The organism is Mycobacterium sp. E796, assembly GCF_001672815.1.
Taxonomy (GTDB): domain Bacteria; phylum Actinomycetota; class Actinomycetes; order Mycobacteriales; family Mycobacteriaceae; genus Mycobacterium.
In genome coordinates this window covers 1-23,159 of record NZ_LZKK01000209.1, presented here as the reverse complement: position 1 = coordinate 23,159, position 23,159 = coordinate 1, and the positions used below count along the sequence as shown (strand labels likewise).

At 67.1% G+C, this 23,159-nt stretch carries 23 protein-coding genes; 16 read left to right on the top strand and 7 right to left on the bottom strand.

All coding sequences use genetic code 11. The features are described 5' to 3' along the window. The coding region (locus tag A5706_RS15435) for a VOC family protein (protein WP_068132101.1) at positions 1 to 396 on the bottom strand (396 nt) is incomplete at its 3' end. An 87-nt stretch (positions 397 to 483) separates the two neighbouring features. Between A5706_RS15435 and A5706_RS15430 the strand changes: the two genes are divergently transcribed. Continuing rightward, the gene (locus tag A5706_RS15430; protein WP_068132107.1) at positions 484 to 1,740 is read left to right on the top strand and encodes a cytochrome P450; all 1,257 of its coding nucleotides are present in this window, start codon (positions 484 to 486) and stop codon (positions 1,738 to 1,740) included. Positions 1,741 to 1,927: 187 nt separating this feature from the next. Here the strand turns inward: A5706_RS15430 and A5706_RS15425 are convergent, their stop codons facing one another. From A5706_RS15425 to A5706_RS15415, 3 genes are all read right to left on the bottom strand, one after another. After that, positions 1,928 to 2,338, bottom strand: coding sequence for a type II toxin-antitoxin system VapC family toxin (locus A5706_RS15425; protein WP_068132100.1), 411 nt, complete (start codon positions 2,336 to 2,338; stop codon positions 1,928 to 1,930). Further along, entirely contained in the window at positions 2,335 to 2,604 is a 270-nt protein-coding gene (locus tag A5706_RS15420; protein ID WP_068132098.1) for a type II toxin-antitoxin system Phd/YefM family antitoxin, read from the bottom strand. The genes A5706_RS15425 and A5706_RS15420 overlap by 4 nt, the downstream gene beginning before the upstream one ends. A 73-nt stretch (positions 2,605 to 2,677) precedes the next feature. Next, positions 2,678 to 4,087 (bottom strand): CehA/McbA family metallohydrolase, encoded by a 1,410-nt coding sequence (locus tag A5706_RS15415; protein ID WP_068132095.1) that lies wholly within the window; start codon positions 4,085 to 4,087, stop codon positions 2,678 to 2,680. A gap of 218 nt (positions 4,088 to 4,305) precedes the next feature. Between A5706_RS15415 and A5706_RS15410 the strand changes: the two genes are divergently transcribed. The 11 genes from A5706_RS15410 to A5706_RS15360 all read left to right on the top strand — a co-directional run bounded on the left by A5706_RS15410 (position 4,306) and on the right by A5706_RS15360 (position 14,891). Beyond that, positions 4,306 to 4,575, top strand: a complete 270-nt coding sequence (locus A5706_RS15410; protein WP_068132094.1) for a DUF1778 domain-containing protein — start codon at positions 4,306 to 4,308, stop codon at positions 4,573 to 4,575. 3 nt (positions 4,576 to 4,578) lie between these two features. Further along, positions 4,579 to 5,091, top strand: a complete 513-nt coding sequence (locus A5706_RS15405) for a GNAT family N-acetyltransferase (RefSeq protein ID WP_068132092.1) — start codon at positions 4,579 to 4,581, stop codon at positions 5,089 to 5,091. 21 nt (positions 5,092 to 5,112) lie between these two features. Further along, positions 5,113 to 5,970, top strand: coding sequence for a phytanoyl-CoA dioxygenase family protein (locus tag A5706_RS15400; RefSeq protein ID WP_068132091.1), 858 nt, complete (start codon positions 5,113 to 5,115; stop codon positions 5,968 to 5,970). After that, positions 5,967 to 7,346: an FAD-binding oxidoreductase gene (locus tag A5706_RS15395; protein WP_068132089.1), complete on the top strand. Its 1,380-nt coding sequence runs from the start codon at positions 5,967 to 5,969 to the stop codon at positions 7,344 to 7,346. Before A5706_RS15400 ends, A5706_RS15395 begins: the two co-directional genes overlap by 4 nt. Before the next feature lie 174 nt (positions 7,347 to 7,520). After that, a complete protein-coding gene (locus tag A5706_RS15390; protein WP_068132086.1) occupies positions 7,521 to 8,774 on the top strand; it encodes an ammonium transporter in 1,254 nt (417 codons plus the stop codon). Between the two features lie 68 nt (positions 8,775 to 8,842). Continuing rightward, complete coding sequence (gene glnT, locus A5706_RS15385; RefSeq protein ID WP_068132083.1) at positions 8,843 to 10,144, top strand: type III glutamate--ammonia ligase; 1,302 nt, start codon at positions 8,843 to 8,845, stop codon at positions 10,142 to 10,144. Positions 10,145 to 10,164: 20 nt separating this feature from the next. Continuing rightward, entirely contained in the window at positions 10,165 to 11,037 is an 873-nt protein-coding gene (locus tag A5706_RS15380) for a glutamine amidotransferase (protein ID WP_068132081.1), read from the top strand. Then, positions 11,025 to 11,720 (top strand): protein glxC, encoded by a 696-nt coding sequence (locus A5706_RS15375; protein ID WP_068132079.1) that lies wholly within the window; start codon positions 11,025 to 11,027, stop codon positions 11,718 to 11,720. Before A5706_RS15380 ends, A5706_RS15375 begins: the two co-directional genes overlap by 13 nt. Next, entirely contained in the window at positions 11,720 to 13,048 is a 1,329-nt protein-coding gene (locus A5706_RS15370; RefSeq protein WP_068132077.1) for an FMN-binding glutamate synthase family protein, read from the top strand. Before A5706_RS15375 ends, A5706_RS15370 begins: the two co-directional genes overlap by 1 nt. Next, positions 13,048 to 14,232, top strand: a complete 1,185-nt coding sequence (locus A5706_RS15365; protein WP_068132075.1) for an FAD-binding oxidoreductase — start codon at positions 13,048 to 13,050, stop codon at positions 14,230 to 14,232. The genes A5706_RS15370 and A5706_RS15365 overlap by 1 nt, the downstream gene beginning before the upstream one ends. A gap of 11 nt (positions 14,233 to 14,243) precedes the next feature. After that, positions 14,244 to 14,891 carry an XRE family transcriptional regulator gene (locus tag A5706_RS15360; protein WP_068132073.1) on the top strand — a complete coding sequence of 216 codons (648 nt, stop codon included), beginning with the start codon at positions 14,244 to 14,246 and terminating at the stop codon, positions 14,889 to 14,891. A gap of 113 nt (positions 14,892 to 15,004) precedes the next feature. On the opposite strand, the gene A5706_RS15355 is transcribed toward A5706_RS15360, so the two are convergent. Next, positions 15,005 to 16,390 (bottom strand): PPE family protein, encoded by a 1,386-nt coding sequence (locus A5706_RS15355; RefSeq protein WP_068132071.1) that lies wholly within the window; start codon positions 16,388 to 16,390, stop codon positions 15,005 to 15,007. Beyond that, complete coding sequence (locus A5706_RS15350; protein WP_068132069.1) at positions 16,387 to 17,796, bottom strand: PPE family protein; 1,410 nt, start codon at positions 17,794 to 17,796, stop codon at positions 16,387 to 16,389. The genes A5706_RS15355 and A5706_RS15350 overlap by 4 nt, the downstream gene beginning before the upstream one ends. A 532-nt stretch (positions 17,797 to 18,328) precedes the next feature. Here A5706_RS15350 and A5706_RS15345 point away from each other — a divergent pair. The 4 genes from A5706_RS15345 to A5706_RS15330 all read left to right on the top strand — a co-directional run bounded on the left by A5706_RS15345 (position 18,329) and on the right by A5706_RS15330 (position 22,773). Beyond that, entirely contained in the window at positions 18,329 to 19,081 is a 753-nt protein-coding gene (locus A5706_RS15345) for a hypothetical protein (RefSeq protein WP_068132066.1), read from the top strand. 2 nt (positions 19,082 to 19,083) lie between these two features. Further along, complete coding sequence (locus A5706_RS15340; protein WP_068132105.1) at positions 19,084 to 20,103, top strand: isopenicillin N synthase family oxygenase; 1,020 nt, start codon at positions 19,084 to 19,086, stop codon at positions 20,101 to 20,103. An 11-nt stretch (positions 20,104 to 20,114) separates the two neighbouring features. Then, positions 20,115 to 21,665 (top strand): amino acid permease, encoded by a 1,551-nt coding sequence (locus A5706_RS15335; RefSeq protein WP_068132063.1) that lies wholly within the window; start codon positions 20,115 to 20,117, stop codon positions 21,663 to 21,665. A gap of 73 nt (positions 21,666 to 21,738) precedes the next feature. Then, positions 21,739 to 22,773, top strand: coding sequence for a LacI family DNA-binding transcriptional regulator (locus tag A5706_RS15330; RefSeq protein WP_156767141.1), 1,035 nt, complete (start codon positions 21,739 to 21,741; stop codon positions 22,771 to 22,773). Here the strand turns inward: A5706_RS15330 and A5706_RS15325 are convergent. Further along, positions 22,755 to 23,159 (bottom strand): nitrilase-related carbon-nitrogen hydrolase (locus tag A5706_RS15325; protein ID WP_304528397.1); only part of this gene is annotated, 405 nt, incomplete at its 5' end. The two genes, A5706_RS15330 and A5706_RS15325, sit on opposite strands and share 19 nt — an antisense overlap.

The following is a 23,159-nucleotide window of genomic DNA, read 5'->3' as shown; positions in this document are numbered from 1 at the left end:
CCCGTCCGGATCGCGAATCATCGCCATCGCCTCGTTAACCGTCTCCTCGACCACCGCTCCCCCGAACTCCGCGACCTTCTTCAGCGCGCCGGCGAGATCAGACACCGAGAACGAGATGTGCGTCAGCCCAATCTGATCCATGACGCGTTCCGACCCGGCGTGAACCCGGCGCTTCGAGTAGTCCATGAGTTCGAGCACGAAGCCGTCGCGCACCAAGTAGGTCGCGTGCACCCCGAGCGGTTCGGGAAGCTGTACCAGCTGTGCGGTGGGGCCGTCGGGCGGGTCAAGCTCCCACCAGAACTGAAAACCAAGCACATTCTCGTAGAACCGCCGCGACCGGTCCCGATCGGAGACACACATTCCGACATGGTTGAAAGTCGTCCGGTGACTGCTCATCGCGGCCTTTCTCGACGGAACCAACGAGCGTAATAATGCAAAGATAGTGCAGATAGCCGAGCTCTCGTCGTGGTGGAGGACTTCCAGATGACAACCCGTCCCGACGTCACCGACGACGCGATCGTCGACTTCGACCACCACTCAGACGAATTCAACCTCAACGAGCTGGCCATCAACGCCGACCTCAGAAGCAAGTGCCCCGTCGCCTGGAACACCAACTACGACGGATTCTGGTTCCTCAGCAGCTACGACGCGGTCAGCCAAGCCGCCAGGGACGGCGACACGTTCGCCCACAAATACGAGCCCAACGCCGAAGACGGCGTCGACTACCAGGGCGAGATGGGCGTCCCCCGTCCCGAAGGCCAACCGGCCCTGGGCATCGGCGAGGTCGACGGTGAATACCACCTCGCCCTCCGCCACGCCCTGGCCCCGTTCTTATCACCAGGAGCCGTACAGAAGCTAAAGCCGTTCATGGCGCAAAAGGCCCACGAGTTCCTCGACCACAAAATCGGCGACGGACAGATGGACCTCGTGCTCGAATACGCCAGTCCGGTCCCGGCGATCCTCACCATGAAGCTGATGGGCTTGCCCCTCGACAACTGGCACCTCTACGCCAACCTCTTTCACTCCGTCATGGCGGTCCCTCAGGACAGCCCCGAGTACTTGGAAGCCATCGCCAAAGTCCCAGAAATGATACAAGGCGTCCTCGAGTACGCAGCCGCCCGACGGGCCAATCCGGAGGAAGACCTCACCAGCTTCCTCATCCAGTTCGAATTCGACGGCCAGCGCCTCACCGACGAACAGCTGCTCAACATCCTCTGGAACCTCATCGGCGGCGGCGTCGACACGACCACCTCACAGACCGCGCTGACCCTGCTACACCTGGGCACCCACCCGCAGCTACGCCAACAACTCATCGACCACCCGGAGCTCTACCGCACCGCCACCGATGAATTCCTGCGCTACTTCTCGGTCAACCAGACCCTGAGCCGCACCGTCACGAAAGACGTCGAGCTCGACGGCCAACACCTCCGCAAAAACGACAAAGTCGTCATCAGCTGGCTCTCTGCCAACCACGACGAGAACGAGTTCGACCGGCCCGACGAGATCATCCTGGACCGAACACCCAACCGCCACCTCGCCTTCGGGCTCGGGCCGCATCGCTGCATCGGCTCGCACCTGGCGCGCCTGATGTCCGAGGTGATGGTCAAGGCGGTGCTCGACCGCATCCCTGACTACCGAGTCGACGTCGAAAACGTCCACCAATACCTCGGCAACCCGAGCATGACCGGGCTGGGCAAGCTGCCGGTCACCTTCACCCCGCGAGAGAGCGCGGGCAGGTAGAGAGCAACGCAGGATTGTTAGTGGCGCGCACGTGCTTGTCGATTCGAGTGGACTGGGTCAGCGCCGCGGCGAGGATTATTGACCACGGCCGGGCCGGCTTTTCGCCGCCGCCCGGTCTCATCGCTTCAGCCAGCTTGCCGAGGCGATCGACACGGCGCCGGAATCCCGCCATCCGTGCCAGGAGTTCCTACCGGACAGCCTCGGGGTCTCGCGGACAGACGGCCGGCAGGCCCTGCGATTCGGCCGCCTCGAGCAGTCGTCGATCGTAAGCGCAGAAGGCGGTAAGAGCCTTTCGATGAACATGTGCGGTGGCGAGATGAATCGCATCGAGGGTGCGCAGTTCGGGAGGCGGGATCGTGGCTGCCGCTGCGGCGATGGCCTCGGTCAGGACAAGGGCGTCGATCGTCGCGGCGACGTTCCGTGCGAGCGACACCGCGTTAGGCCCCACCCTTGCGGCCGCCCGTATCAGCTCGACGTGACCGATGGCGCTGGTGGCGAGGTTTTCCTCAACCCGCGCGTTGAGCCAACCGATCAGGGCTGCCGACTCTTCTTCAGCCACAACAAGTTTCACTGCGGCCGACGTATCGAGGTAGATCATCGGTCGGAGCGTTGCTCGTCCAGGATCGAGCTGAGCGACGGACCCTCGATGAGATCGGCCGTACTCATCGGCACTCGTGGCGCGGCGGCGGGAACCAGCTGGCCTTCGGCGATGAGCCGGTCACGGGCTCGTTCTGCACGGGTGATCGGGACCAACCGCGCCACCGGCTCGCCGCGATCGGTGATCTGAATGGTCGCCCCGGCCTTCACCTTTGCGATCCACACGCTCGCGTTCTGGCGTAGTTCACGGATCCCAATCTTGTCCACGCCCCGTACTGTAGCACATAATGTGCTACGTCGCCTCGGCCTCGAGCGAGCCCGTTGTCTGGGTGCCTGGGCATCAGCGCGAGGACGTAGCCAGCCACACCGGGTTCGTGAGCGCGATCATCGTGCCGAGCGGGCGCCGCTGCGCCTCTCGAATTTCCAACCGCGCGAAGCGCGCCGACGCGGCGTCGAGTTCCCACCGCAGCATGGTCCGCGCCGGCCCGGTCACGGCGACCCGGCCGACACAGCCCTCCGCGGTGATTAACGCCGCTGTCGTCCCGGCGGCACCGGTGACCATGGCGGTGACGGTGACAGGCGCCCCATGCGACACCGGCAGCGTCTCCCCCATCCCGGCGCCCCGCCCCGAGCACGACGCGGTCAGTTCCACTGTGACAGCCCGTGATCGGGCGATGTAAGACCGACCCCGACGCAACCCATCCAAAAGCGCTGGCGTCGACAGCTCCCGCGCGTGCACGACGGTCTGCGGCGAACCAACCGGCTGCTGATGCGTGTGCGAGTCGCTGCCACTGACCGCCACCGCTCGCCGGCCCTCGCACAGCAGGCGCTGCCAAATGCGAAGCGACACTTCGTCGTCGAGGTTCCACCGGCCGTTCCACACCTCGAGCCCGTCGACGTGTTCAAAACCGAACTCCCACAACGACCCCGGCACCGGCGCCGCGGGATGTGCGGCGATCACGAGCCCGCCGGCGCTCCGGACATCAGAGGCAAAACGCGGGAACACCCCGTCCCGTGGCGCGTATCGCCAATCAACCCAGCCACCCGGCGGCAGCCCGACGGCCAGCCAGTGTCCGTGCCGAGTGGTGACCTCCTCGCCGGGAATCACCAACAACCCGCCGGTGCGGCAGGCCGGCCACACCCGGTTGGCGGAGTTGGTGTTGTGATCGGTCGAGACGATGAAGTCCAGGCCGCTGTCGTGCGCGGCCGCCACCAGCTCACTCGGATCGCGCTGGCCGTCGGAATGAACGGTGTGCAGGTGCAGGTCCCCGCGAAACCAGCCGGCGCGGCCCACACAAGGGGCCGGATACGCGATCAACGGACCGCTTTCCGGCCCGGATTGCCCGCGTTCCAGCGTGACGCGCGCCTCCCAGGCCATTCCCCACGGGCTCAGCACCACCGGGCCCAGGGCGACCGCCCACAGGCCCGGTTCGATGCGGCCCGCCAGGTAACCCGGCGTGGCGTGGCCGGCGGAGATCACGAAGCCGTCGCGGGCACCACCGGACCAGCCCCGGAAACCGGCCGCATTACCCAGGTCGTAGCCCGGAGGCCCAAACATGCCCAGATCCAACACGTTTCGGATCGGGCCGCCCACCGCGAAGCGGTCGTGCGACGTGCTGACCCGGATTCGCTGGACGCCCAACGGCACCTCGAACGGCAGGTACGCCCACTGGTCGATCCCAAATCCGAAGCGGCCCGAAAACGATAGGTGAATCGCCTGGCCCTCGCGCTGCTCGGTCGCGATGCTCACGGCCGTCCTCCCCTTTTCGGTATACGGCCAGCATCCCGCACCAAGGAGTAACCACCCGTTACTTCGACACGAACGCCCGCCGTCGGGCCACTGTCATCTAAGAGCTGACTTACTCGGGCGGCCCCCGCCGCTGGCTGCACGTCACTAGCTATGTACGTACATTCGCCGTACAATCACATGACGAGCAATGATTGACCTAGAGAAGAGGAGGCGGCGCTGTGGCAGTCAAGACGAAGCGCATCGAGCTTCGCGCGGAGCAAGCGACCTTGGACCGGATCCAGCATGCCGCCAACCTTGTTCATGAGCAGACGTCGGAATTTGTGCGGAAAGCTGCGATGCAACGGGCCGAAGACGTCTTGCGTCAGGAGTTGGTGACGGCGATGGAGCCCGAACAGTTCGACAAACTGATGTCCTCGCTCGATGCCGCTGACGACGCCCCGCGGCTGGCGGCAGCCGCACGCAAACCGGCGGTCTTCACAAGGCGTTGACCAATGTTCGAGTCCGCGCGACTCACTGATGCCCACGCGTTGGAAGGATTCGACTGCGGTAAGGAATCGCTTAATAACTGGCTCACCGCGCATGCCCGTCGCGCGAACAGCAGCGGAGTTGCACACGTCTACGTGTGGACCCCGGTCGGCGAGCAGCAAGTCCGCGCCTATTTCGCCATCTGTCCTACCGAGGTTGTACGCAACGACGACGGGCTCTCGGGATCCATGGCCGGCGGCTTTTCCCGCATACCCGGATATTTGATTGCTCGCCTGGCGATCGACTCATCGCTTCGAGGTCAGGGATATGGCGAGCAGCTGCTCCTCGACGCACTAGGCAAAGTCGTCGCCGCATCGGAAATCGGCGGCGGCCGGCTCATCGTCGTTGACGCGATAGACGACGAGGCGCAATCCTTCGACGAGCACTACCACTTTGTTCCGGTCAGGAATCGCGAGCGTCGTTTGGTCATGAAAGTGGCGACGGCGGAGAAAGCGCTCGGGCACCTTGACCCCCAGTGAAGTTGGGTTCAGGGTCGGGGTATGAGCTTCGACGACGAACAGGTCAGGACGCTGGACGACCTCAAGAGCGATTTAGCGGGCCGGTACAAGTGGGCAGCAAGCGGCGGCGCGTCCGTCGACCCCGCGATCGTCGACGCCGACATGGCCGCCCTCGACCGCGACGGCTACGTCATCTGGGAAAACCTGCTCAGCCCCGAGGAATGCCAGCGCATCCGCGACGAAGTCACCCCCTGGCTCGCACACACCGGACGCAACTCCTTCGAAGGACGCCGCACCCAGCGCATCTACAGCGTGCTGAGCAGGACCCGCGTGTGCGACCGGCTTGCCGATCATCCGCGGGTGCTCGCGGTGCTCGATCGACTGCTGATGGCCAACTACCTGCTTTCGGCGTTGCAGGCCATCAACATTCAACCCGGCGAGTCGCCGCAGCTGCCCCACCACGACGACGGGTTCTACCCGATTCCGCGGCCGCGGGATCCCCTGGCAGCCGCGACAATCTGGGCGATCGACGACTTCACCGCCGACAACGGCGCCACCGTGGTGCTGCCCGGCAGTCACCGCTGGGGCAGGCGTCCGCCCGGCCCAGACGATCCCGCGCTGCCCGTCGTCATGCCCGCCGGCTCGTGCGTCTTCTTCGTCGGAACCCTTTGGCACGGCGGCGGCGCCAACACGACCGACCGCGCGCGGCTTGCCATCACGGCCCAATACTGCCAACCGTGGCTGCGGCCGATGGAGGCGTTCACGCTGTCGATCCCGCGCGACGTCGCCCGGACACTGTCTGATGACATTAAGCGCATGATCGGCTACAGCATCCACCCGCCATTCGTCGGCGCGGTCGACGGCCTGCACCCGCTGCGCTTGCTGGACGAGCCTCAATGAGCGACGCGGCGACACTGTTCGCCGAAATCGTCGGCACCCACAACCTACTGACGGGCGACGCGATCCCGGAGGACTACTGGCACGACGAGGTGTTGACGTCGGCGCCACAAAAGCCGGCCTACGTCGCCAAACCGGGCACCGCCGAAGAGGTTTCGCAACTACTCAAGGCCGCCAGCGAGAACAAAATCCCCGTGACGGCCCGCGGCTCCGGCAGCGGCCTGTCCGGCGCGGCGATCCCGCGCGAGGACGGTCTGCTGATCTCCTTCGAGCGGATGAACGCGATCCTCGAGGTCGACACCACCAACCAGGTCGCCGTCGTGCAGCCCGGAGTGACGCTGACCGAGCTGGACGCCGCGACGGTCCACTCCGGGCTGAGCTACATGGTGCACCCGGGCGAGCTGTCCTCCAGCGTCGGCGGCAACGTCGGCACCAACGCCGGCGGGATGCGCGCGGTCAAGTACGGGATAGCCCGCCACAACGTGCTCGGCCTGCAGGCGGTGCTGCCGACCGGCGAGATCATCCGCACCGGCGGCAAGATCGCCAAGGTCTCCACCGGCTACGACCTGACCCAGCTCATCGTCGGCTCGGAGGGCACCCTGGCCCTGGCCACCGAGGTGACCGTCAAGCTGCACCCGCGCCTCGACCACGCCGCCACCGTGCTCGCCCCGTTCGCCGACTTCGACCAGGTCATGGAGGCGGTGCCGCAGGTGCTCGCCAGCGGCCTGGCGCCCTACATCCTCGAATACATCGACAACATGACGATGGCCGCGCTCGTCCACACCCAGAACCTGGAGCTCGGCGTTCCGGACCAGGTGCGCGACAGCTGTCAGGCGTATCTCGTTGTCGCGCTTGAGAACCGCACCGCGGAACGACTCGACGAGGACGTCGAGCGGGCCGGCGAGCTGGTGGTCGAGCTGGGCGCCGTCGACGCCTATGTGCTGGAAGGGATTTCGGCGCGCAAGCTGATCGAGGCGCGCGAGAAGGCGTTTTGGACGGCGAAGGCGATCGGCGCCGACGACATCATCGACACGGTGGTGCCGCGCTCTGCGATGCCGAAGTTTCTCGCGGCCGCGCGCGAGCTGGCGGCGACGGCAGGCGGCGCGGCGGCCGGCTGCGGGCACGCCGGCGACGGCAACGTGCACCTGGCCATCATCTGCAAGGACCCGGCGAAAAAGAAGCAGCTGATGACCGACATCCTCGCGCTGGCAATGGAATTGGGTGGCGCGATCTCCGGGGAGCACGGACTCGGGCGCGCCAAGACCCCGTACTTCCTGCAGCTCGAAGACCCGGTCAAGGTCGACCTCATGCGCCGCATCAAGCACAGCTTCGACCCGGCGGGCATCCTCAACCCCGACGTGCTGTTCGCCGAACCCTAAGCGGCAGTGCAATCGATTCGCCGACCGTGGGGATAACCGCCCACTCGGTGCGCGGGGGCTGCCCAGCGCGGACTTAACACGGTCGCAACGCACGACCCCTGTCTCTGTAACAGAAACATCGATTACTGTGAGTGAACAGGCCCGCGGGGGGCTGCCACACTTCAGGAGGTCTCTATGGACACGGGAACCACGGCGTTCATGCTGTGCTGCATCATCGGCCTCACGGTGATGATTCCGGGCCTCGCGTTGTTCTACGGCGGGATGGTCTCCGTCAAGAGCTCGACAAACATGATGATGATGACGTTCGGCGCGGTGGCCATCGTGGGCGTGCTGTGGGTGCTGTTCGGCTTCTCGATGTCGTTCGGGACGTCATACGGGGGCTTGGTCGGAAGCTTCACCGAATTCCTCGGAATGAAGAACCTGACCGAGCCCATGACGACAATCAACGGGCTGCCCGTTAGCCTCTTCGCCCTGTTTCAGGCACTGTTCGCGGCGATCACCGTCGCGCTGGTGTCCGGTGCCGCGGCCGACCGGATGAAATTCAGCGCCTGGATGACATTCGCGACCGCATGGGCGGTGCTCGTCTACTTCCCGGTCGCGCATTGGGTCTTCGCCGTCGACGGCGTCGTCACACCGGACGCCAAGGGCGGGTGGATAGCCAACAAGCTCAAGGCCATTGACTTCGCCGGCGGAACGGCCGTGCACATCAACTCGGGCGCCGCGGCGCTGGCGGTCGCTATCGTGCTGGGCAAGTCGCTCGGCTTCGGCAAATTTCGCAAACCGCACAACGTGCCGCTGACGCTGCTCGGCGCCGGCCTCCTGTGGGCCGGTTGGTACGCGTTCAACGGCGGATCGGCGCTCGCCGCCGGCAAGTCGGCCGCGATCGTCATGGTCACGACATTCACCGCGACATGCGCGGCGACGCTGGCGTGGCTTGCCGTTGAGAAAATCAAGGACGGTCACGTCACCGGTGTCGGCGCCGCTTCGGGTGCGGTGGCCGGGCTGGTGGCCATCACGCCCGCCTGCGGAGCGGTTACGCCGGTCGGCTCGATCTTCCTCGGATTGATCGCCGGTGCGATATGCCCGCTGGCCGTCGGGCTCAAGGCCCGATTCGGCTACGACGACTCGCTCGACGTGGTCGGGGTTCACCTGGTCGGCGGCGTGCTCGGGACCCTGCTGATCGGGTTATTGGCCAGCGCGAGCATGCCCAACCAGGTCAACGGTCTGTTCTACGGCGGCGGGCTCAACCAACTGTGGAAGCAGGCAATCGCCGCCGGCGCGGTGATGACCTACTCGTTCGTGGTTGCGTTCGTCATCGCACTCGTCATCAAGAAGACGATCGGCATCCGTATCTCCGCCGACGAAGAGGAAACGGGCATCGACACCAAGTACCACCGCGACGCGGCGTACGAACTTCTGCCCGCCTGAGACCCCGGCCGGCGCGGATCGCTCCTCCCCGCCGGCCGGCTCCTGCTACCGATAAGGATTGACGACGCATGTCTGACCTCGCCGCGTTGGCCGACCAGTCGGGAACCCGGTTCATTCTCGCGCTGTTTGTCGACCTGCGGGGGAAACCGTGCGCCAAGCTCGTTCCCGTCGAAGCTGTAGACGTCCTCGCCACCGAGGGCGTCGGCTTCGCGGGATACGCCGTCGGGGCGATGGGCCAGGAGCCGAAAGACCCTGATTTGATGGCTATTCCGGACGCGGCCTCGTTCACGCCGATCCCCTTCGTCAAGGACGGCCTCGCGATCGTGCACTGCGATCCGCACGTCGAGGGTGAGCCCTGGCCGTTCGCACCGCGGGTCATCCTGAAATCCCTCATCGCGCGGGCCGCGGACGCCGGGTTCGAACCCTGGGTGGGGGCCGAGGTCGAGTATTTCCTGGTGCACCGCAACGCCGACGGCAGCCTATCGGTCGCCGATGCCGCCGACACCGCCGCGCAACCGTGTTACGACGCCCGCGGCCTGACCCGAATGTTCGACCACCTCAGCGCGATATCGACGGCGATGAACACGCTCGGATGGTCGAACTACGCCAACGACCACGAGGACGCCAACGGTCAATTCGAGCAGAACTTCCAGTTCGCCGACGCGCTCACGACCGCGGACCGCGTGATCACGCTGCGCTACCTGCTGTCGATGCTGGCGTCCGAGCGCGGCATGGTGGCCACGTTCATGCCCAAGCCGTTCGCCGAAAAGACCGGCAGCGGATTGCATCTGCACCTCTCGTTGACCAGCGGTGGCGCACCGGTGTTCCCGGCCGACGAGGACGCCCGCGGGCTCGGCCTGTCCGAGACCGCCTACGCGTTCATCGGGGGCATCCTCGAGCACGCGTGCGCGCTGCAGGCCGTCGTGGCTCCAACGGTCAACTCCTACAAGCGCACCGGGGCCACCACGACGGCATCGGGGGCCTCATGGGCGCCCAGGACGCCGACGTATGGGGGCAACGACCGCACCCACTACATCCGGGTGCCCGATGCGGCGCGCATCGAGTTGCGCGGCGCCGACGGTTCCGCCAACCCTTATCTGGCCATCGCGGCGGCGCTGGGCGCCGGACTGGACGGCATCAAGCGCAGCACCGATCCCGGCGGGCTCGGCGCGCAGAGCCGCCTGCCGTTGCCACCGACGCTGTTGCACGCCCTCGAGGAGCTCCAACGCGATCCGGTGATCACCGGGGTGCTCGACGCCGCCGGACACGGGGTGTCCGACTACTTCACCGGTCTTAAGCGGGACGAGTTCTTCGCTTACCACGGCAGCGTCACGCCGTGGGAGATCGAGCAATACCTGACCGCCTTCTGAGCAGGCCAAGGAGACATCCGATGTGTGGAATCGTCGGGCTGCACCTGCGCAACCCGGAACTGTATCCCCGGTTGGGAGAACTTCTCAGCGGCATGCTGTGCGAGATGGGCGACCGCGGCAGCGATTCGGCGGGCGTCGCCATCTACGGCGATCCCGTCCTATCCCCACCGGGACACGGTTGCGTCTCGGTGCTGCAGGCCGACCCCGACGTCGCCGGCCTGGGTCCCGATGTCCACGTCAACCGGCGCGGCGACACCCGTCTCGTCACCGCCGACATGTCGCCCCAGGCGCTGCTGGAGACGGTGACCCGCGCCTACCCGCAGGCCCTGATCGCCGGGTTCGGCGCGGACATGGCCGTGCTCAAGGGCGTAGGCCATCCGCGCCGATTGGTCCGGGAGTGGGACCTCGCCGACGCGAGCGGTTGGCAAGGCGTCGGCCACACGCGCATGGCGACCGAATCGGCCGTGACACCCGCCGGCTGCCACCCGTATGCGGTCGGCCCCGAGCAGTGCCTGGTCCACAACGGCTCCTTCGCCAACCACGCGACCATCCGCCGCGAGCTGCGCGCAGCCGGCGTGCATTTCGACAGCGACAACGACACCGAAGTCGGTGCGCGCTTCGTTGCCGAGCAGCTGGCCGACGGCCGCGACATCGAGACCGCGCTCAAGGAGCTTTGCGCGAGATTCGACGGCTTCTACACGCTGCTCGTGTCGAACCGCGACTCGTTCGCCGTCGTGCGCGACGCCATCGCGTGCAAGCCGGCCGTCCTCGCCGAAACCGACGACTGGGTGGCGATGGCCAGCGAATACCGCGCCCTGGCAGGGCTTCCCGGGGTCGACCGGGCCAAACTCTGGGAACCCGAACCCGAGGTGATCTACGCATGGCAGAAGTGACGTCCGCCCGGGCCTTCGACCTGCGGTCGACGCCGCTTCGCGAGGTGAACGCGGCCCTGCACGGCCGAAACGCGCACGTCGAGTACACCATCACCCACCCCGACGGTGCCCACAACGTGGCCGTCGGAGTAGACGCGCCGGCGCGGATAACGATCGACGGTCACGTCGGCTACTACGCCGCCGGCATGAACCAACAGGCGGAAGTCTTTATCATGGGCAACGCGGGCACGGGGGTGGCCGAGAACATGATGAGCGGGACCGTGTGGGTCAAGGGCAACGCGTCCCAGTCCGCCGGTGCGACGGGCCACGGCGGGCTGTTGGTGATCGAGGGCAACGCGGCCGCGCGGTGCGGGATCTCGATGAAGGGCGTCGACATCGTGGTGGGCGGCAACGTCGGGCATATGAGCGCGTTCATGGCCCAGGCGGGACGGCTGGTGGTGCGGGGCGACGCCGGCGAGGCGCTCGGCGACTCCATCTACGAGGCGCGCATCTACGTCCGCGGCGACGTCGCGTCGCTGGGTGCGGACTGCGTCGCCAAGGAAATGCGCGACGAACACCACCACGAACTGGGGCAGTTGCTGAAGGCCGCCGGTTTCGACGGCGACGATACCGCGGCCTACACCCGGTACGGCTCCGCCCGCGAGCTGTATCACTTTCACGTCGACAACGCCGCGAGCTACTGATGACATACACCGCCGACGACCGCGCCCGGCTCGGCCTTCGCGAGTCCGCCACCTACGACCGCCACACCATCGCCGCCATTCAGCGCGCCGCCGAGACGGGCATCTACGACATCCGGGGGTGGGGCGCCAAGCGTCCCCTACCGCACTTCGACGATCTCCTTTTCCTCGGCGCGTCGATGTCACGTTATCCCTTGGAGGGCTACCGCGAGCGCTGTGGCACCGACGTCATCCTGGGGAACCGGTTCGCCAAACACCCTCTGCACCTTGATATTCCGGTCACCATCGCGGGGATGTCCTTCGGCGCGCTGTCCGGGGCGGCCAAGGAGGCCCTGGGACGCGGAGCGAGCGAGGTCGGCACGTCCACCACCACGGGCGATGGCGGCATGACGCCCGAAGAACGCGGGCAGAGCAAACACCTTGTCTATCAATACCTCCCGTCCCGCTACGGGATGAATCCCGACGATCTGCGCAAGGCGGATGCGATCGAGGTGGTGCTTGGGCAAGGCGCCAAGCCCGGCGGCGGCGGCATGCTCCTCGGCCAGAAGATCTCCGAACGGGTCGCCGGCATGCGCACCCTGCCCGAAGGCATCGACCAGCGGTCCGCGTGCCGCCACCCCGACTGGACCGGGCCCGACGACCTGGCCATCAAGATCAACGAATTGCGGGAGATCACCGATTGGGAGAAGCCCGTCTACGTCAAGATGGGTGCCACCAGAACGTATTACGACGTCAAGCTGGCGGTGCACGCGGGCGCGGACGTCGTCGTGATCGACGGAATGCAGGGTGGGACCGCGGCCACCCAGGAGGTGTTCATCGAGCACGTCGGGATCCCGACGTTGGCCGCCATCCCGCAGGCGGTCCAGGCGCTGGCCGAGTTGGGCGTGCACCGCGAGGTTCAGTTGATCGTCTCCGGCGGCATCCGCAGCGGGGCGGACGTCGCCAAGGCCCTGGCGCTCGGCGCCGACGCCGTCGCCATCGGGACGGCCGCGCTCATCGCGCTCGGGGACAACAGCCCGCGGTATGCCGCGGACTACGAAAGACTGGGCAGCGCAGCGGGTTTCTTCGACGACTTCCAGGACGGCACCGATCCGGCGGGGATCAGCACGCAGGACCCCGAGCTGGCGGCCCGCCTGGACCCGGTTGCGGGCGGGCGCCGGCTGGCCAACTACCTCCGGGTGCTCACCATGGAGGCCCAGACCATCGCGCGCGCGTGCGGCAAGGCCCACGTCCTGCATTTGGAGCCCGAGGATCTGGTGGCCGTCACCATCGAGGCGGCCGCGATGGCACGCGTCCCGCTGGCCGGCACGGACTGGGTTCCCGGCCGGTGATGAGCACCGCGGACGTCGTGATCGTCGGCGGCGGGATCGAGGGAGCCGCCGCCGCGTGGGCGCTGAGCCGACGTGGCATCACGGACGTCGTCGTGGTGGAACGAAGCACCGTCGGGTCGGGGATGACCGGCAAGTCCAGCGGCATCGTCCGCTGCCATTACGGCGTCAGCTCGCTGGCGGCGATGGCGAACACCGGGGTGGAGGTCCTCGAGAACGCCTTAGAGATCTTCGGCACCAACATCGGCTTCCACCAGACCGGCTACGTGGTCGGCGTCGGTGATCCCGACGCCGAATCGCTTCGCAAGAGCCTGGCCGCGCAACAGGCCGTCGGCGTGCAGACCGAGGAGATCGACCGCTCCGAGGTGGCACGGATGTGGCCGTTCGCCGACCTGACGCCATTCGCGGCGTTCGGCTGGGAGGCCCGCGGCGGCTACGGCGACGCCTATCGCACCGCGCAGGCCTTCGCGGCGTCGGCCCGCGCCGCGGGGGTGCGAATCCTGCAGGGCACCAACGTGACCGGACTGGCTGTCCGCGGCGACAGGATCACCGGCATCCGCCTCGCCGACGGCACCGAGATCGCGACAGGCGCCGTCGTCGCCGCCACCGGCGTGTGGACCCGGCCGTTCCTGGCTCCGTATGGCATCGACGTGCCGATCCGAGTGGTGCGCGAACAGATCGTCACCATCGCCCCGGGGGTCGAAACCGGCCCGGTGCCAGTGTTTTCCGATCTCGTCTCGTTGCAGTACGTGCGACCGGAGGTCGGCGGGGACATCCTCTTCGGCAACAGCGATCCCGCGCTGATCGAAGACGCCGACCCCGACCACTTCGTGAATCGGGCCACCGAGGCGTTCGTCGAATTGACGGTGGACAAGGTCGGCACGCGATTCCCCGGGTTCGCGGCCGCGGCGATCAGCGGCAGCTATGCGGGATGCTATGACATCACCCCCGACTGGAACCCGGTGATCAGCGGCACCGACCTGGACGGGCTGATCGTCGCCGCCGGCTTCAGCGGCCACGGATTCAAGATCGCCCCCGCGGTCGGCATGCTGGTCGCCGACCTGGTCGCCGACGGCCACAGCACCGACCCGCAAGTCCCATCCAGCGACTTCCGGCTGTCGCGATTCGCCGAAGGCGCGCCCTTGAGATCGCCATATCCCTATGTCGGCGCCAGCCAAATGCGCTAGACAGGGTAGCGATGAGCGACGTCCCCCTACTGCGCAACAAGTCCGGCACCGCCCGCGACCGCAACCCCCGGGAACCGGTCGAGGAACTGGAGTTCGAGGCCGCGATCGGCCGCAACGTGCGGCAACTGCGCCTCGCGCAGGGGCTGACGGTCGCCGACATGGCCGCGCAGGTGGGCATCTCTAAGGCGATGCTGTCCAAGATCGAGAACGCGCAGACCTCGTGCAGCCTCGGCACGCTTGCGTTGCTGGCCAAAGGTTTGGACGTCCCGGTCACCAGCCTGTTCCGCGGGGCCGACGTGGAACGCCCGGCCGCCTTCGTCAAATCCGGAACCGGCGCCCGCATCGCGCGCAGCGGCACGATGGAGGGCCACGAGTACCAGCTCCTGGGATCACTGCGCGGCGAACACAAGCGGCTGGAGTGCCTGCACGTCACGCTGTCGGAAAAGAGCCAGACCTATCCGCTCTTCCAGCACCCGGGCACGGAGTTCATCTACATGCTGCAGGGGATCATGGATTACAGCCACAGCCGCTCGGTCTACCGGCTGCATCCCGGCGATTCCCTGCAGTTCGACGGTGAAGGCGCGCACGGCCCGGTGGACCTGGTCAAGTTGCCGATCCGGTTTCTCTCGGTCATCGCGTTCCCCGACTCCCAGGTCTGACCGCAGCCGAGGCCGGCGCGGGCGGAACCCGCGCTCAGGACCCAGACGCCGGTTGCCGCGCCTGCCGTCCCGTGCGGGTGGAAGGACGGAGCCGCGACAACCGGCGCAAGGAGCTATTTGTTGTTGGCCTCCTGGATCAGCAAGGCGGCGGTGCGTTTGAGTGCGTCGCGCTGCTTGGTCATGTCGGCGATCGCCCGGCGTAGCTGGTTGAGTTCGTCCCGTTCGCTCACCGCCTCGTCCTCTGCGGCCCTGCGGTCCTGCGCCACCCAACGGTCTGCGAGGTCGGTGTTCAATCCCGATTCCCGATCAAGGGCGGCAACGACTTTGGCGCGCGCACCGGTCCGGGAACCCTGCCCATCCCGGGGCGCGTTGACCACGCTCGCCACCGGTCCGCCCAGTGAGGGCATGCCCCCGTACATGCCGCCAAGCGGACCGGTGGCCGCGCCGCCGAGGTCGGTGATGGGCAGTGCGGTGGCCGCGAGGCGGACCGCCGGGGACGCCCCGCTCCACGCCGGCGGCACCGACAACTTGCCGACCGAGGCCGCCTCCCCCACGCCCGCCGACACCCCGCTGGACGAACCGACCAGGGTCGACCCCGCGCCCGATCCCCCCGAAACCTGAGACGCTGCGCTCGCCGCAGCCGCCGGCGGCGTCAGGGCTGAGATCAAGGGGTTCCATGCCGCCGCAACCGGCGGCGCCAACGTCAACATGGCGCCGGAGGCGTCGAAGTTCAACCCCTCGGACAGGATCTGGGGTCCGACGCTCAGGCTGCTCAGCGAGTTGAACAGCTGCACCGGCGAGCTGTTCAACAGATCCAGAAGCGGGTTATTGTCCAGAGTGAATCCTGACGAAAGCCCTTGCAGCAGATTGGGAACACCCGAAAGCGCGGATTGGGCGTTCGACTCGCCCGCCGCCGCGGTGGCCTGGGTGACCGCGGCGCTCTGCGACGAGTCGCCCGCCGGGTTCGTGGTCTGCGGTGGCGTGTCGAACGGCACCAGTCTCGTCGCGGCCGCCGATGCGCCCGCATAGCCGTACATCGCCGCGGCGTCCTGGGCCCACATCTCGGAGTATTGCGCCTCGGTGGCCGCGATCGCGGGAGTGTTCTGGCCCAACAGGTTTGTGGCCACCAACGCCGACAGCAACGCACGGTTCACCTCGATCACCGGCGGCGGTACCGTCGCCGCGAACGCCGCCTCGTAGGCCGCGACCGCCGATTCCATCTGACTCGCTGTCTGCTTGGCCTGCGCCGCCGTGGCACTCATCCACGACACGAACGGCCCGGCCGCCGACGTCATCATCATCGACGACGGACCAATCCACGGTCCGCTCGTCAACGCGGAAAGCACGCGTTGGTACGAGGTAGCCGCCGAGTTCAATTCCGCGGCCAGCGCACCCCACGCCGTCGCGGCCATCACCAGCGGCGCCGGCCCCGGGCCCGCGTACATGCGACCGGAGTTGACTTCGGGCGGTAGCCCCGCGAAACCCAGAGCGCTGGTCACAGCATGGCCTCCTTGATCAATCGGGCCGCCGCGTCACGTTCGGTCGCCAGATCGGCAATCTCCTTGCGCAGCTTGTCGAGTTCGTCGCGTTCTTGGGTGCTCAAAGCGCTGGCGACATGGCGGCGGGCCGGTTGCTGCTGCGCCGGCCGATTCGCCGCGACGCCCTCCCCGGCGTGTTCGTCCCCGGGCAGGGTCGGGACGACCTTCTGGGCCTGGCCCGTCCGGACCCGCGGTTGTTCACCCCGCGGCGCATTGACCAAGCTGCCCACCGGCGGTATGCCCCCGAAAAAGCCGCCCGGCGCCGCGGCCCCGGCCGGCGCCAACCCGTCGAGGCCCGCGGTCGCCAACGGCGATGCGCTGCCAACCAATCGGATCGCGGGGGACGAAACCCACGACTCCGGCACCGACAACTTGCCGATCGAGGCCGCCTCCCCCAGGCCCGCCGAGACCGGTGCGCCCGTGTACGAGCCGGCCAGCGTGCCCAGCCCGGCAGCGGGTGCGACATCGGAGGCGGCCGCGACCGCTCCCAGATCGGGTGCCACATCGGCGGCCGCGGCCGCCGGCAACGCGAGGCCGTAGAGGCCGCCCAGCAGCGGCGTGATGCCGGAAGCCGTGAACAACGGGCCGCTGACCACCAGAGACCAGTTACCCAAGTTGGTGGTCAAGACGTTGAGGGCCGCGCCGGTGGGCGACGAGAGGACGGTCTGCAACAACGCGGCCGGGTCGAATGCTCCTCCCAGACCGAGGCTTTGCAACGCGCTAGGGACCAGGTTGAGCAGCTGGGTCAGGCCCGAGTCCGCGCTGGGACCGGCCGCGGAGGCCGCGGCCTGGCTGACCGCCGCGGCCTGGGTCGCGGCGCCGGCCTGATCGGTGGTCTCGGGCGGGGCGGTGAACGCCGTTAACTTCGTCGCGGCCGCGGAAGCACCGGCATAGCCGTACATCGCCATGGCGTCCTGAGCCCACATCTCCGCGTATAGCGCCTCGGTGGCGGCGATCGCAGGGGTGTTCTGCCCCAGTATGTTGGTGGCGACCAGCGCCGCCAGCAACGCGCGATTCACCTCGATCTCCGCCGGTGGCACTGTCGCCGCAAACGCCGCCTCGTAGGCCGCAATGGCAGACCCCAACTGGCTGGCCGTTAACTCAGCCTGAACCGCGGTGGTGTTCACCCACGCCATATACGGTGCCACCGCCGCCGCCATCGTCATCGAGGACGGGCCCACCCACGGTCCGCCGGTTAGCTCCGAGATGACGCCCCGGTAGGAGTTCGCGGCTAAACTCAACTCGGCAGCTAAGCCATCCCAGGCCGCCGCCGCGGCGACCATCGGCCCAGCGCCCGCCCCCGCATACATTCGCCCCGAATTGATCTCCGGCGGCAACACCGCAAAATCCAACACCGGCTTCCCCATCTGACTAGATTCCTGCGCTGCACAAGAAACTTGGCGGCACGCCTTGCGGAACTCCCGCACGTTGGCCTAGGGCCAATGTGTCGGGCTCACAGTATGTTTCGCGTATTGCATCGGCAATGCTGCCGGTAACCGCCATGTAAACTTTCGCCAGCGGACGCATCGGAAGAAGGTTCTATTGCATCACTTCCATTGCTACACAAGCCTTTTAGCGTCATCTAATTTTCCGATCGATCGATAGTTTTTGTAGATCGTCAACGCCGGCCCACCCCCGACCCGGGTGGGGGTGTGGTGATCCGCCGGGGGGTGGTGCCGTCCTAGGCGGCCACCTTCGAGCAACGCCTCGGGTCCGGCACCAGCGGGAGAAACCGCAGGTGATGCCGCCAACGACGACACCCCAGCAACTCGTATAACACTGCGAGCCAGCATCTTTGGGTGCGCAATCCGGCAGAACCTGGAAACGCGTTAGAAACACAACGCTCATCCGGCCGATCCAAATGGCCATTACGTTTCTATCAATCGATAGAAACACGAGGTGAAGGTGAAGGACAGTTCGGCACCGACGGTTGAGGACTTATGCGGACTCTGGGTGCGCCGCTCCTTGGAGTGGCCGGACGGCCGCTGCGACACCACCACTCACGTTACGTGGTTGCAAGGTTGGCAATGGTTTGTCGACCTGCGCCGCCCCGCGGCGTGGCCCGAGGCGGCCGTTCCGGCTGGCGCGAAGCGGCCGGCCGGCCTGGAGGCGTTCGCCGGTCGGTTAGTGCAAACCTGCCCGGCGTCGGCGGAGTTCAGGTGGCAGCGCACGGTCGACTGGTCACCGCAGAGCCCCCCGGACGTCGGCAGGCTGAGTTGGGACGGCGATACCCTGATCGAGGAGGGTGTCCTACAGCCTTACCGGGAGGTTTGGGTCCGCACCGCGCGGCACAGTCCGGACGACTCGGCCACCGTGTTGCTCCGGGACGACGCCGGGCGCGACGCCGTCCTGCTGCGCTCGGCCGGGTTCTTCGGATTCGCGGTCGGGCGTCCGTCGGGCGTGGACACCCGGACTGCTGCCACGGGCTCGGATTGTGAGATTGCGATCGGCACGATCAACGAGAGCTGTTGGCGCATCAGCGTTTCCACCCGAACCGAAACGGAAGGCACTCCGATCTCGGTCCGGATCCACGGACGACTGGCCCAGACCACCGTCGCCGCCCCCGCTGATCACCGCTGCCTGCTGGCCGGCAAATGGCGAATCAGCGGCAGCACGGGCGACCCGGCCCTGCTTGAGACACACCCGGAGTGATCATGGCCAGCCCAACGTCCTTCGATACGGTGCCCGAGATCGACGTCTCGGGTCTGTCTTCTCGAGATCGCGCGGTGCGGGCCGCCGTCGCGAAGCAACTCGGTGAGGCCGCGCATCGCGTCGGCTTCATGTACGTCAGCGGGAGCGGGGTGCCCGACGCGGTCTTCGACCGCATGCACGCGGCGGCGCAGGCGTTCTTCGACCAACCGATGGACGCGAAAATGGCTGTCTACATAGGGAACTCGACGAATCATCGTGGGTACGTGCCCGAAGGCGGGGAGGTGTTCGCGGGCGGGACGCCCGACAAGAAGGAAGCCTACGACTGCGCGCGGCACCGCCCCGACCGGGCCGGCGCCACCGCGCTGAGTGGCCCGAACCAGTGGCCGGAGCTACCGGGCTTTCCCGACGCCGTCAGCGAGTACTACGAAGCGGTGTTCGAGGCCGGCCGGGCGATCATGCGCGGCTTTGCCTTGTATCTGTCGGAGCCGGAGGACTTCTTCGACCGGGTACTGACGGATCCGCCAAGCCAACTGCGGCTCATTCACTATCCGGTGGATGAGAGCGCCGTCGACCGCCCCGGCATCGGCGCACACACCGACTACGAGTGCATCACCCTGTTGAAGGCCACGCAGCCCGGCCTCGAAGTGCTCAACGGCGCCGGCCAGTGGATCGATGTGCCACCCAGGCCCGGCTGTTTCGTGGTCAATATCGGCGACATGTTAGAGCTATGGACCAATGGGCTGTTCGTTGCAACCACTCACCGCGTGCGCAAGGTCGCCGACGAAAGATATTCCTACCCATTGTTTTTCAGTGTCGATTACGACACTGTCGTCGAACCGCTGCCGAAGCTGCGCTCTCCCGGCCAGCCCTCTCGTGCAGGGCTGCGGGCGGGTGATCATCTCTTCGCGCAGACGGCACAGAGTTTCGTCTATCTGCGCGCCCGCATCGACGCCGGCGAGCTTTCCCTGCCGGCAGGGTCTCTGGCGCTGTCGTCTTTTGGCCATTCCGAAACCGCACCCTGAAGGGACACTTGATGACCACCGATGTGATCGAAGCACCCGCCGTCGACGAAGGTAACGACCTCGCGACATTCGGCTACAAGCAACAACTGCATCGAAAGATGGGCCGGTTCGCCTCCTTCGCGGCGGGCTTCTCCTTCATCTCGGTGCTGACCGCCGTCTTCCAGCTGGCCGGACTTGGCTTTTCCTTCGGCGGGCCCGCATTCGTGTGGACCTGGCCGGTCGTCCTCGGCGGCCAGCTTCTGGTCGCGGCGTGTTTTGCCGAACTGGCTGCGCGCTATCCCCTTTCGGGCGCGATCTACCAGTGGTCCAGCCGCCTGGCCAACCCGACCTACGGTTGGTTCGCCGGATGGATCATGATCGTCGGGCAGATCGTCGTCATGACCAGCGCGGCGATCGCGCTGCAAGTCGTGCTGCCACAGGTCTGGAGCGGCTTCCAACTCGTCGGCGGCGACCCCTCTCCCACCTCCACGTCGGGCGTGCACAACGCAATCCTGTTGGCGGGCATCCTGATGGCGCTGACCACCATCATCAACATCATCGGCATCAGGCTGATGGCCCTCATCAACAACATCGGAGTGGTGTCGGAGATCACCGGCGCCATCGCCATCATCGTCCTGCTCATCGCTCACGGGGGACGCTCGGGCGACGTCCTGGTCACCACCGGCAGCGTCGGCCACGCGGGCTACTTCGGCGCCCTGCTGTGTGCTTCCTTCACCGCCGCCTATGTTCTCGTCGGATTCGACAGCGCCAGTGAGATGTCAGAGGAGACCCGCAACGCACGCCGAATCGCCCCACGCACCACCCTGCGGGCCTTGTCGGCGGCTGGGGTCCTCGGATTCGGGATCATTGTCGCGATGGTCCTCGCCGCCCCCAGCCTCACCGACGGCAAGCTCGCCGACCAGGGACCGGCCTACGTCGTCGCGACCGTCCTGTCGGGAACTACCGGAAAGATTCTGCTGACCATGGTCGCCATCGCGATCTGCGTCGCGACGCTGGCGATACAGACCGCGGGCTCGCGCATGCTGTTCTCCATGGCCCGCGACAGGCGCACGCTGTTCCATGGCGTGCTTTCCTATGTGCCCCGACGCACCGGCACCCCCGCGGCCGCCGCCATCGCGATCGGACTCAGCGCCACCGCGGTGCTGCTGCTCAACCTCGGCCCCCAGGCCGCTTTCGTCGCAATGGAATCGACCTGCATCATCATCATTTACCTCGCCTACCTCATGGTTACCGGCGCAATGCTGGTGAAACGCCTACGCGGCCAGCGGATCTTCAATGCCGACGCCGTCGACGACGACGGTCACCGCGCCTTCAGCATGGGGCGCGCCGGCGTGTGGCTCAACGCGGCAGCGGTCGCCTACGGCGTCGCGATGTTCGTGAACCTGATCTGGCCGCGCCAGTCGATCTACGACCCCACGGGCGGCCACTGGTATCTGCAGTACTTCCCGCTCATGTTCACCGGCGGCACGATCGTCGTGGGCGCGCTGATCTACGCCGCGGTGCATGCGACACCAAACCCCTTGAAGCTCCGGCAATGGACGTTGGCACCGTCGGTCGAATGAGCCGCGTGCTGCCCAGCCGATTCGGGTAGCCTAGGGCGCTGAAACGTTCCTGCATTCAGACGTGGAGGCCCCGGTGAAGCGCTCTGCCGCCCGCACGGGCCGGCTGGCCAGCCGGGGTCGGGTCACCATCAAAGACATCGCGCGGGTCGCCGGTGTCTCGGTCACGACGGTGTCGGATGCCCTGTCCGGCAACGGCCGACTGACATCCGACACCCGTCGGCGGGTGCGCGAGATCGCCGACGACCTCGGCTACCGGCCGAGCGCGGCCGCCCGCAGTCTGGTGGGCGCACGCACCGGGCTGCTGCTGATGTCGGTGAGCGCGCCGGGGACCGAGCCCTCGTCGCTGTGGAATATCGACTTTTTCGCCAATCTCATGACGGCGGCGGCCATCCGATCGGCGGAGCGAGGCTTCGCGTTGGCGCTGTCGCCGGCATCGGTGCCGCCCAACTTGTCTTACGACGGCGCGATCGTCGTCGACCCCACCGCCGCCGACGACGGCCTGCTGGCGCAGGTTGCTCGCGACGGGATCCCGGTTGTCACGGTGGGCCGGACGCCGATTGGGCACCCGTGGGTGGACAACGACTACCCGACCGTCATCCCCGCGATCATGGACCACTTTCGCGCGGCGGGCGCACGCCGACCCGCGCTACTGGCGGGCGATCCGGCGACCTCGTACGTCCGCGACACGGTCGAGCAGTACACCCGGTGGTGCAGGGCCCATCGCTGCGCGGCGCGCATCGCCTATGTCGAAGATGGAATCACCGAGGAGTCCGGGCGTTCAGCGGCAAAGGGACTGCTGTCGGCTCGCACGCGCTCGGACGCCGTCTTGGCCACTTTGGATCGCCTCGCGCTGGGCGTCATGGCCGCCGTCGAAGAACTCGGGCTGTCGGTCCCCGACGACGTCCTGGTCGCGGCGCTCGGTGACAGCGCAACGATCAGGCACTCGCGAGTGCCGATCACCGCAATCGACCTGATGCCCGACCAAATTGGAACCGCCGCAGTCGATTCGCTGGTCGCCCGCATCACCGGCGAGGCCGCGCCGAATCGGGTTGTGGCCGGCAAGCTTCGCCCGCGGGCGAGCACGTGCCGTCAGCGCGGCGAATCCTGACCGCGGTACAGCTCCGGCCGCAGGCGCTTGAGGTAATCGACGTCGGGCGGCGGGTCCCGCCGCAGCGGCACCTCGACGACGGCGACGCGCTGCCGGCACCCGAGGTCCGCCACGATCTGCCCGTCCGGGCCCACGACCCGCGACCCCCCGACGAAATCGAAACCGGCCTCCGAGCCGACCCGGTTGACATACACCAGCGGGGTCCGATTATCCAGGGCCCGCGCGCACGACGCGATCAGATGATCGTCGTGAAAGGGCGCCATGTTCGCCGCGATGCCGACGAAAACGTCCGGGCGCCCAAAGGCGAGGGTGCGCGCGACTTCGGCGATCTCCAGGTCAAAGCACACCATCGGACCGATCCGTACCGCACCGACCTCGACGCAGGC

Bases quoted from the DNA above. Each gene is read 5' to 3' on its own strand.
- A5706_RS15430 (WP_068132107.1), top strand. From the start codon at position 484: ATGACAACCCGTCCCGACGTCACCGACGACGCGATCGTCGACTTCGAC.
- A5706_RS15425 (WP_068132100.1), bottom strand. From the start codon at position 2,338: ATGATCTACCTCGATACGTCGGCCGCAGTGAAACTTGTTGTGGCTGAA.
- A5706_RS15405 (WP_068132092.1), top strand. From the start codon at position 4,579: ATGTTCGAGTCCGCGCGACTCACTGATGCCCACGCGTTGGAAGGATTC.
- A5706_RS15400 (WP_068132091.1), top strand. From the start codon at position 5,113: ATGAGCTTCGACGACGAACAGGTCAGGACGCTGGACGACCTCAAGAGC.
- A5706_RS15395 (WP_068132089.1), top strand. From the start codon at position 5,967: ATGAGCGACGCGGCGACACTGTTCGCCGAAATCGTCGGCACCCACAAC.
- A5706_RS15390 (WP_068132086.1), top strand. From the start codon at position 7,521: ATGGACACGGGAACCACGGCGTTCATGCTGTGCTGCATCATCGGCCTC.
- glnT (WP_068132083.1), top strand. From the start codon at position 8,843: ATGTCTGACCTCGCCGCGTTGGCCGACCAGTCGGGAACCCGGTTCATT.
- A5706_RS15380 (WP_068132081.1), top strand. From the start codon at position 10,165: ATGTGTGGAATCGTCGGGCTGCACCTGCGCAACCCGGAACTGTATCCC.
- A5706_RS15375 (WP_068132079.1), top strand. From the start codon at position 11,025: ATGGCAGAAGTGACGTCCGCCCGGGCCTTCGACCTGCGGTCGACGCCG.
- A5706_RS15370 (WP_068132077.1), top strand. From the start codon at position 11,720: ATGACATACACCGCCGACGACCGCGCCCGGCTCGGCCTTCGCGAGTCC.
- A5706_RS15365 (WP_068132075.1), top strand. From the start codon at position 13,048: ATGAGCACCGCGGACGTCGTGATCGTCGGCGGCGGGATCGAGGGAGCC.
- A5706_RS15360 (WP_068132073.1), top strand. From the start codon at position 14,244: ATGAGCGACGTCCCCCTACTGCGCAACAAGTCCGGCACCGCCCGCGAC.
- A5706_RS15350 (WP_068132069.1), bottom strand. From the start codon at position 17,796: ATGGGGAAGCCGGTGTTGGATTTTGCGGTGTTGCCGCCGGAGATCAAT.
- A5706_RS15340 (WP_068132105.1), top strand. From the start codon at position 19,084: ATGGCCAGCCCAACGTCCTTCGATACGGTGCCCGAGATCGACGTCTCG.
- A5706_RS15335 (WP_068132063.1), top strand. From the start codon at position 20,115: ATGACCACCGATGTGATCGAAGCACCCGCCGTCGACGAAGGTAACGAC.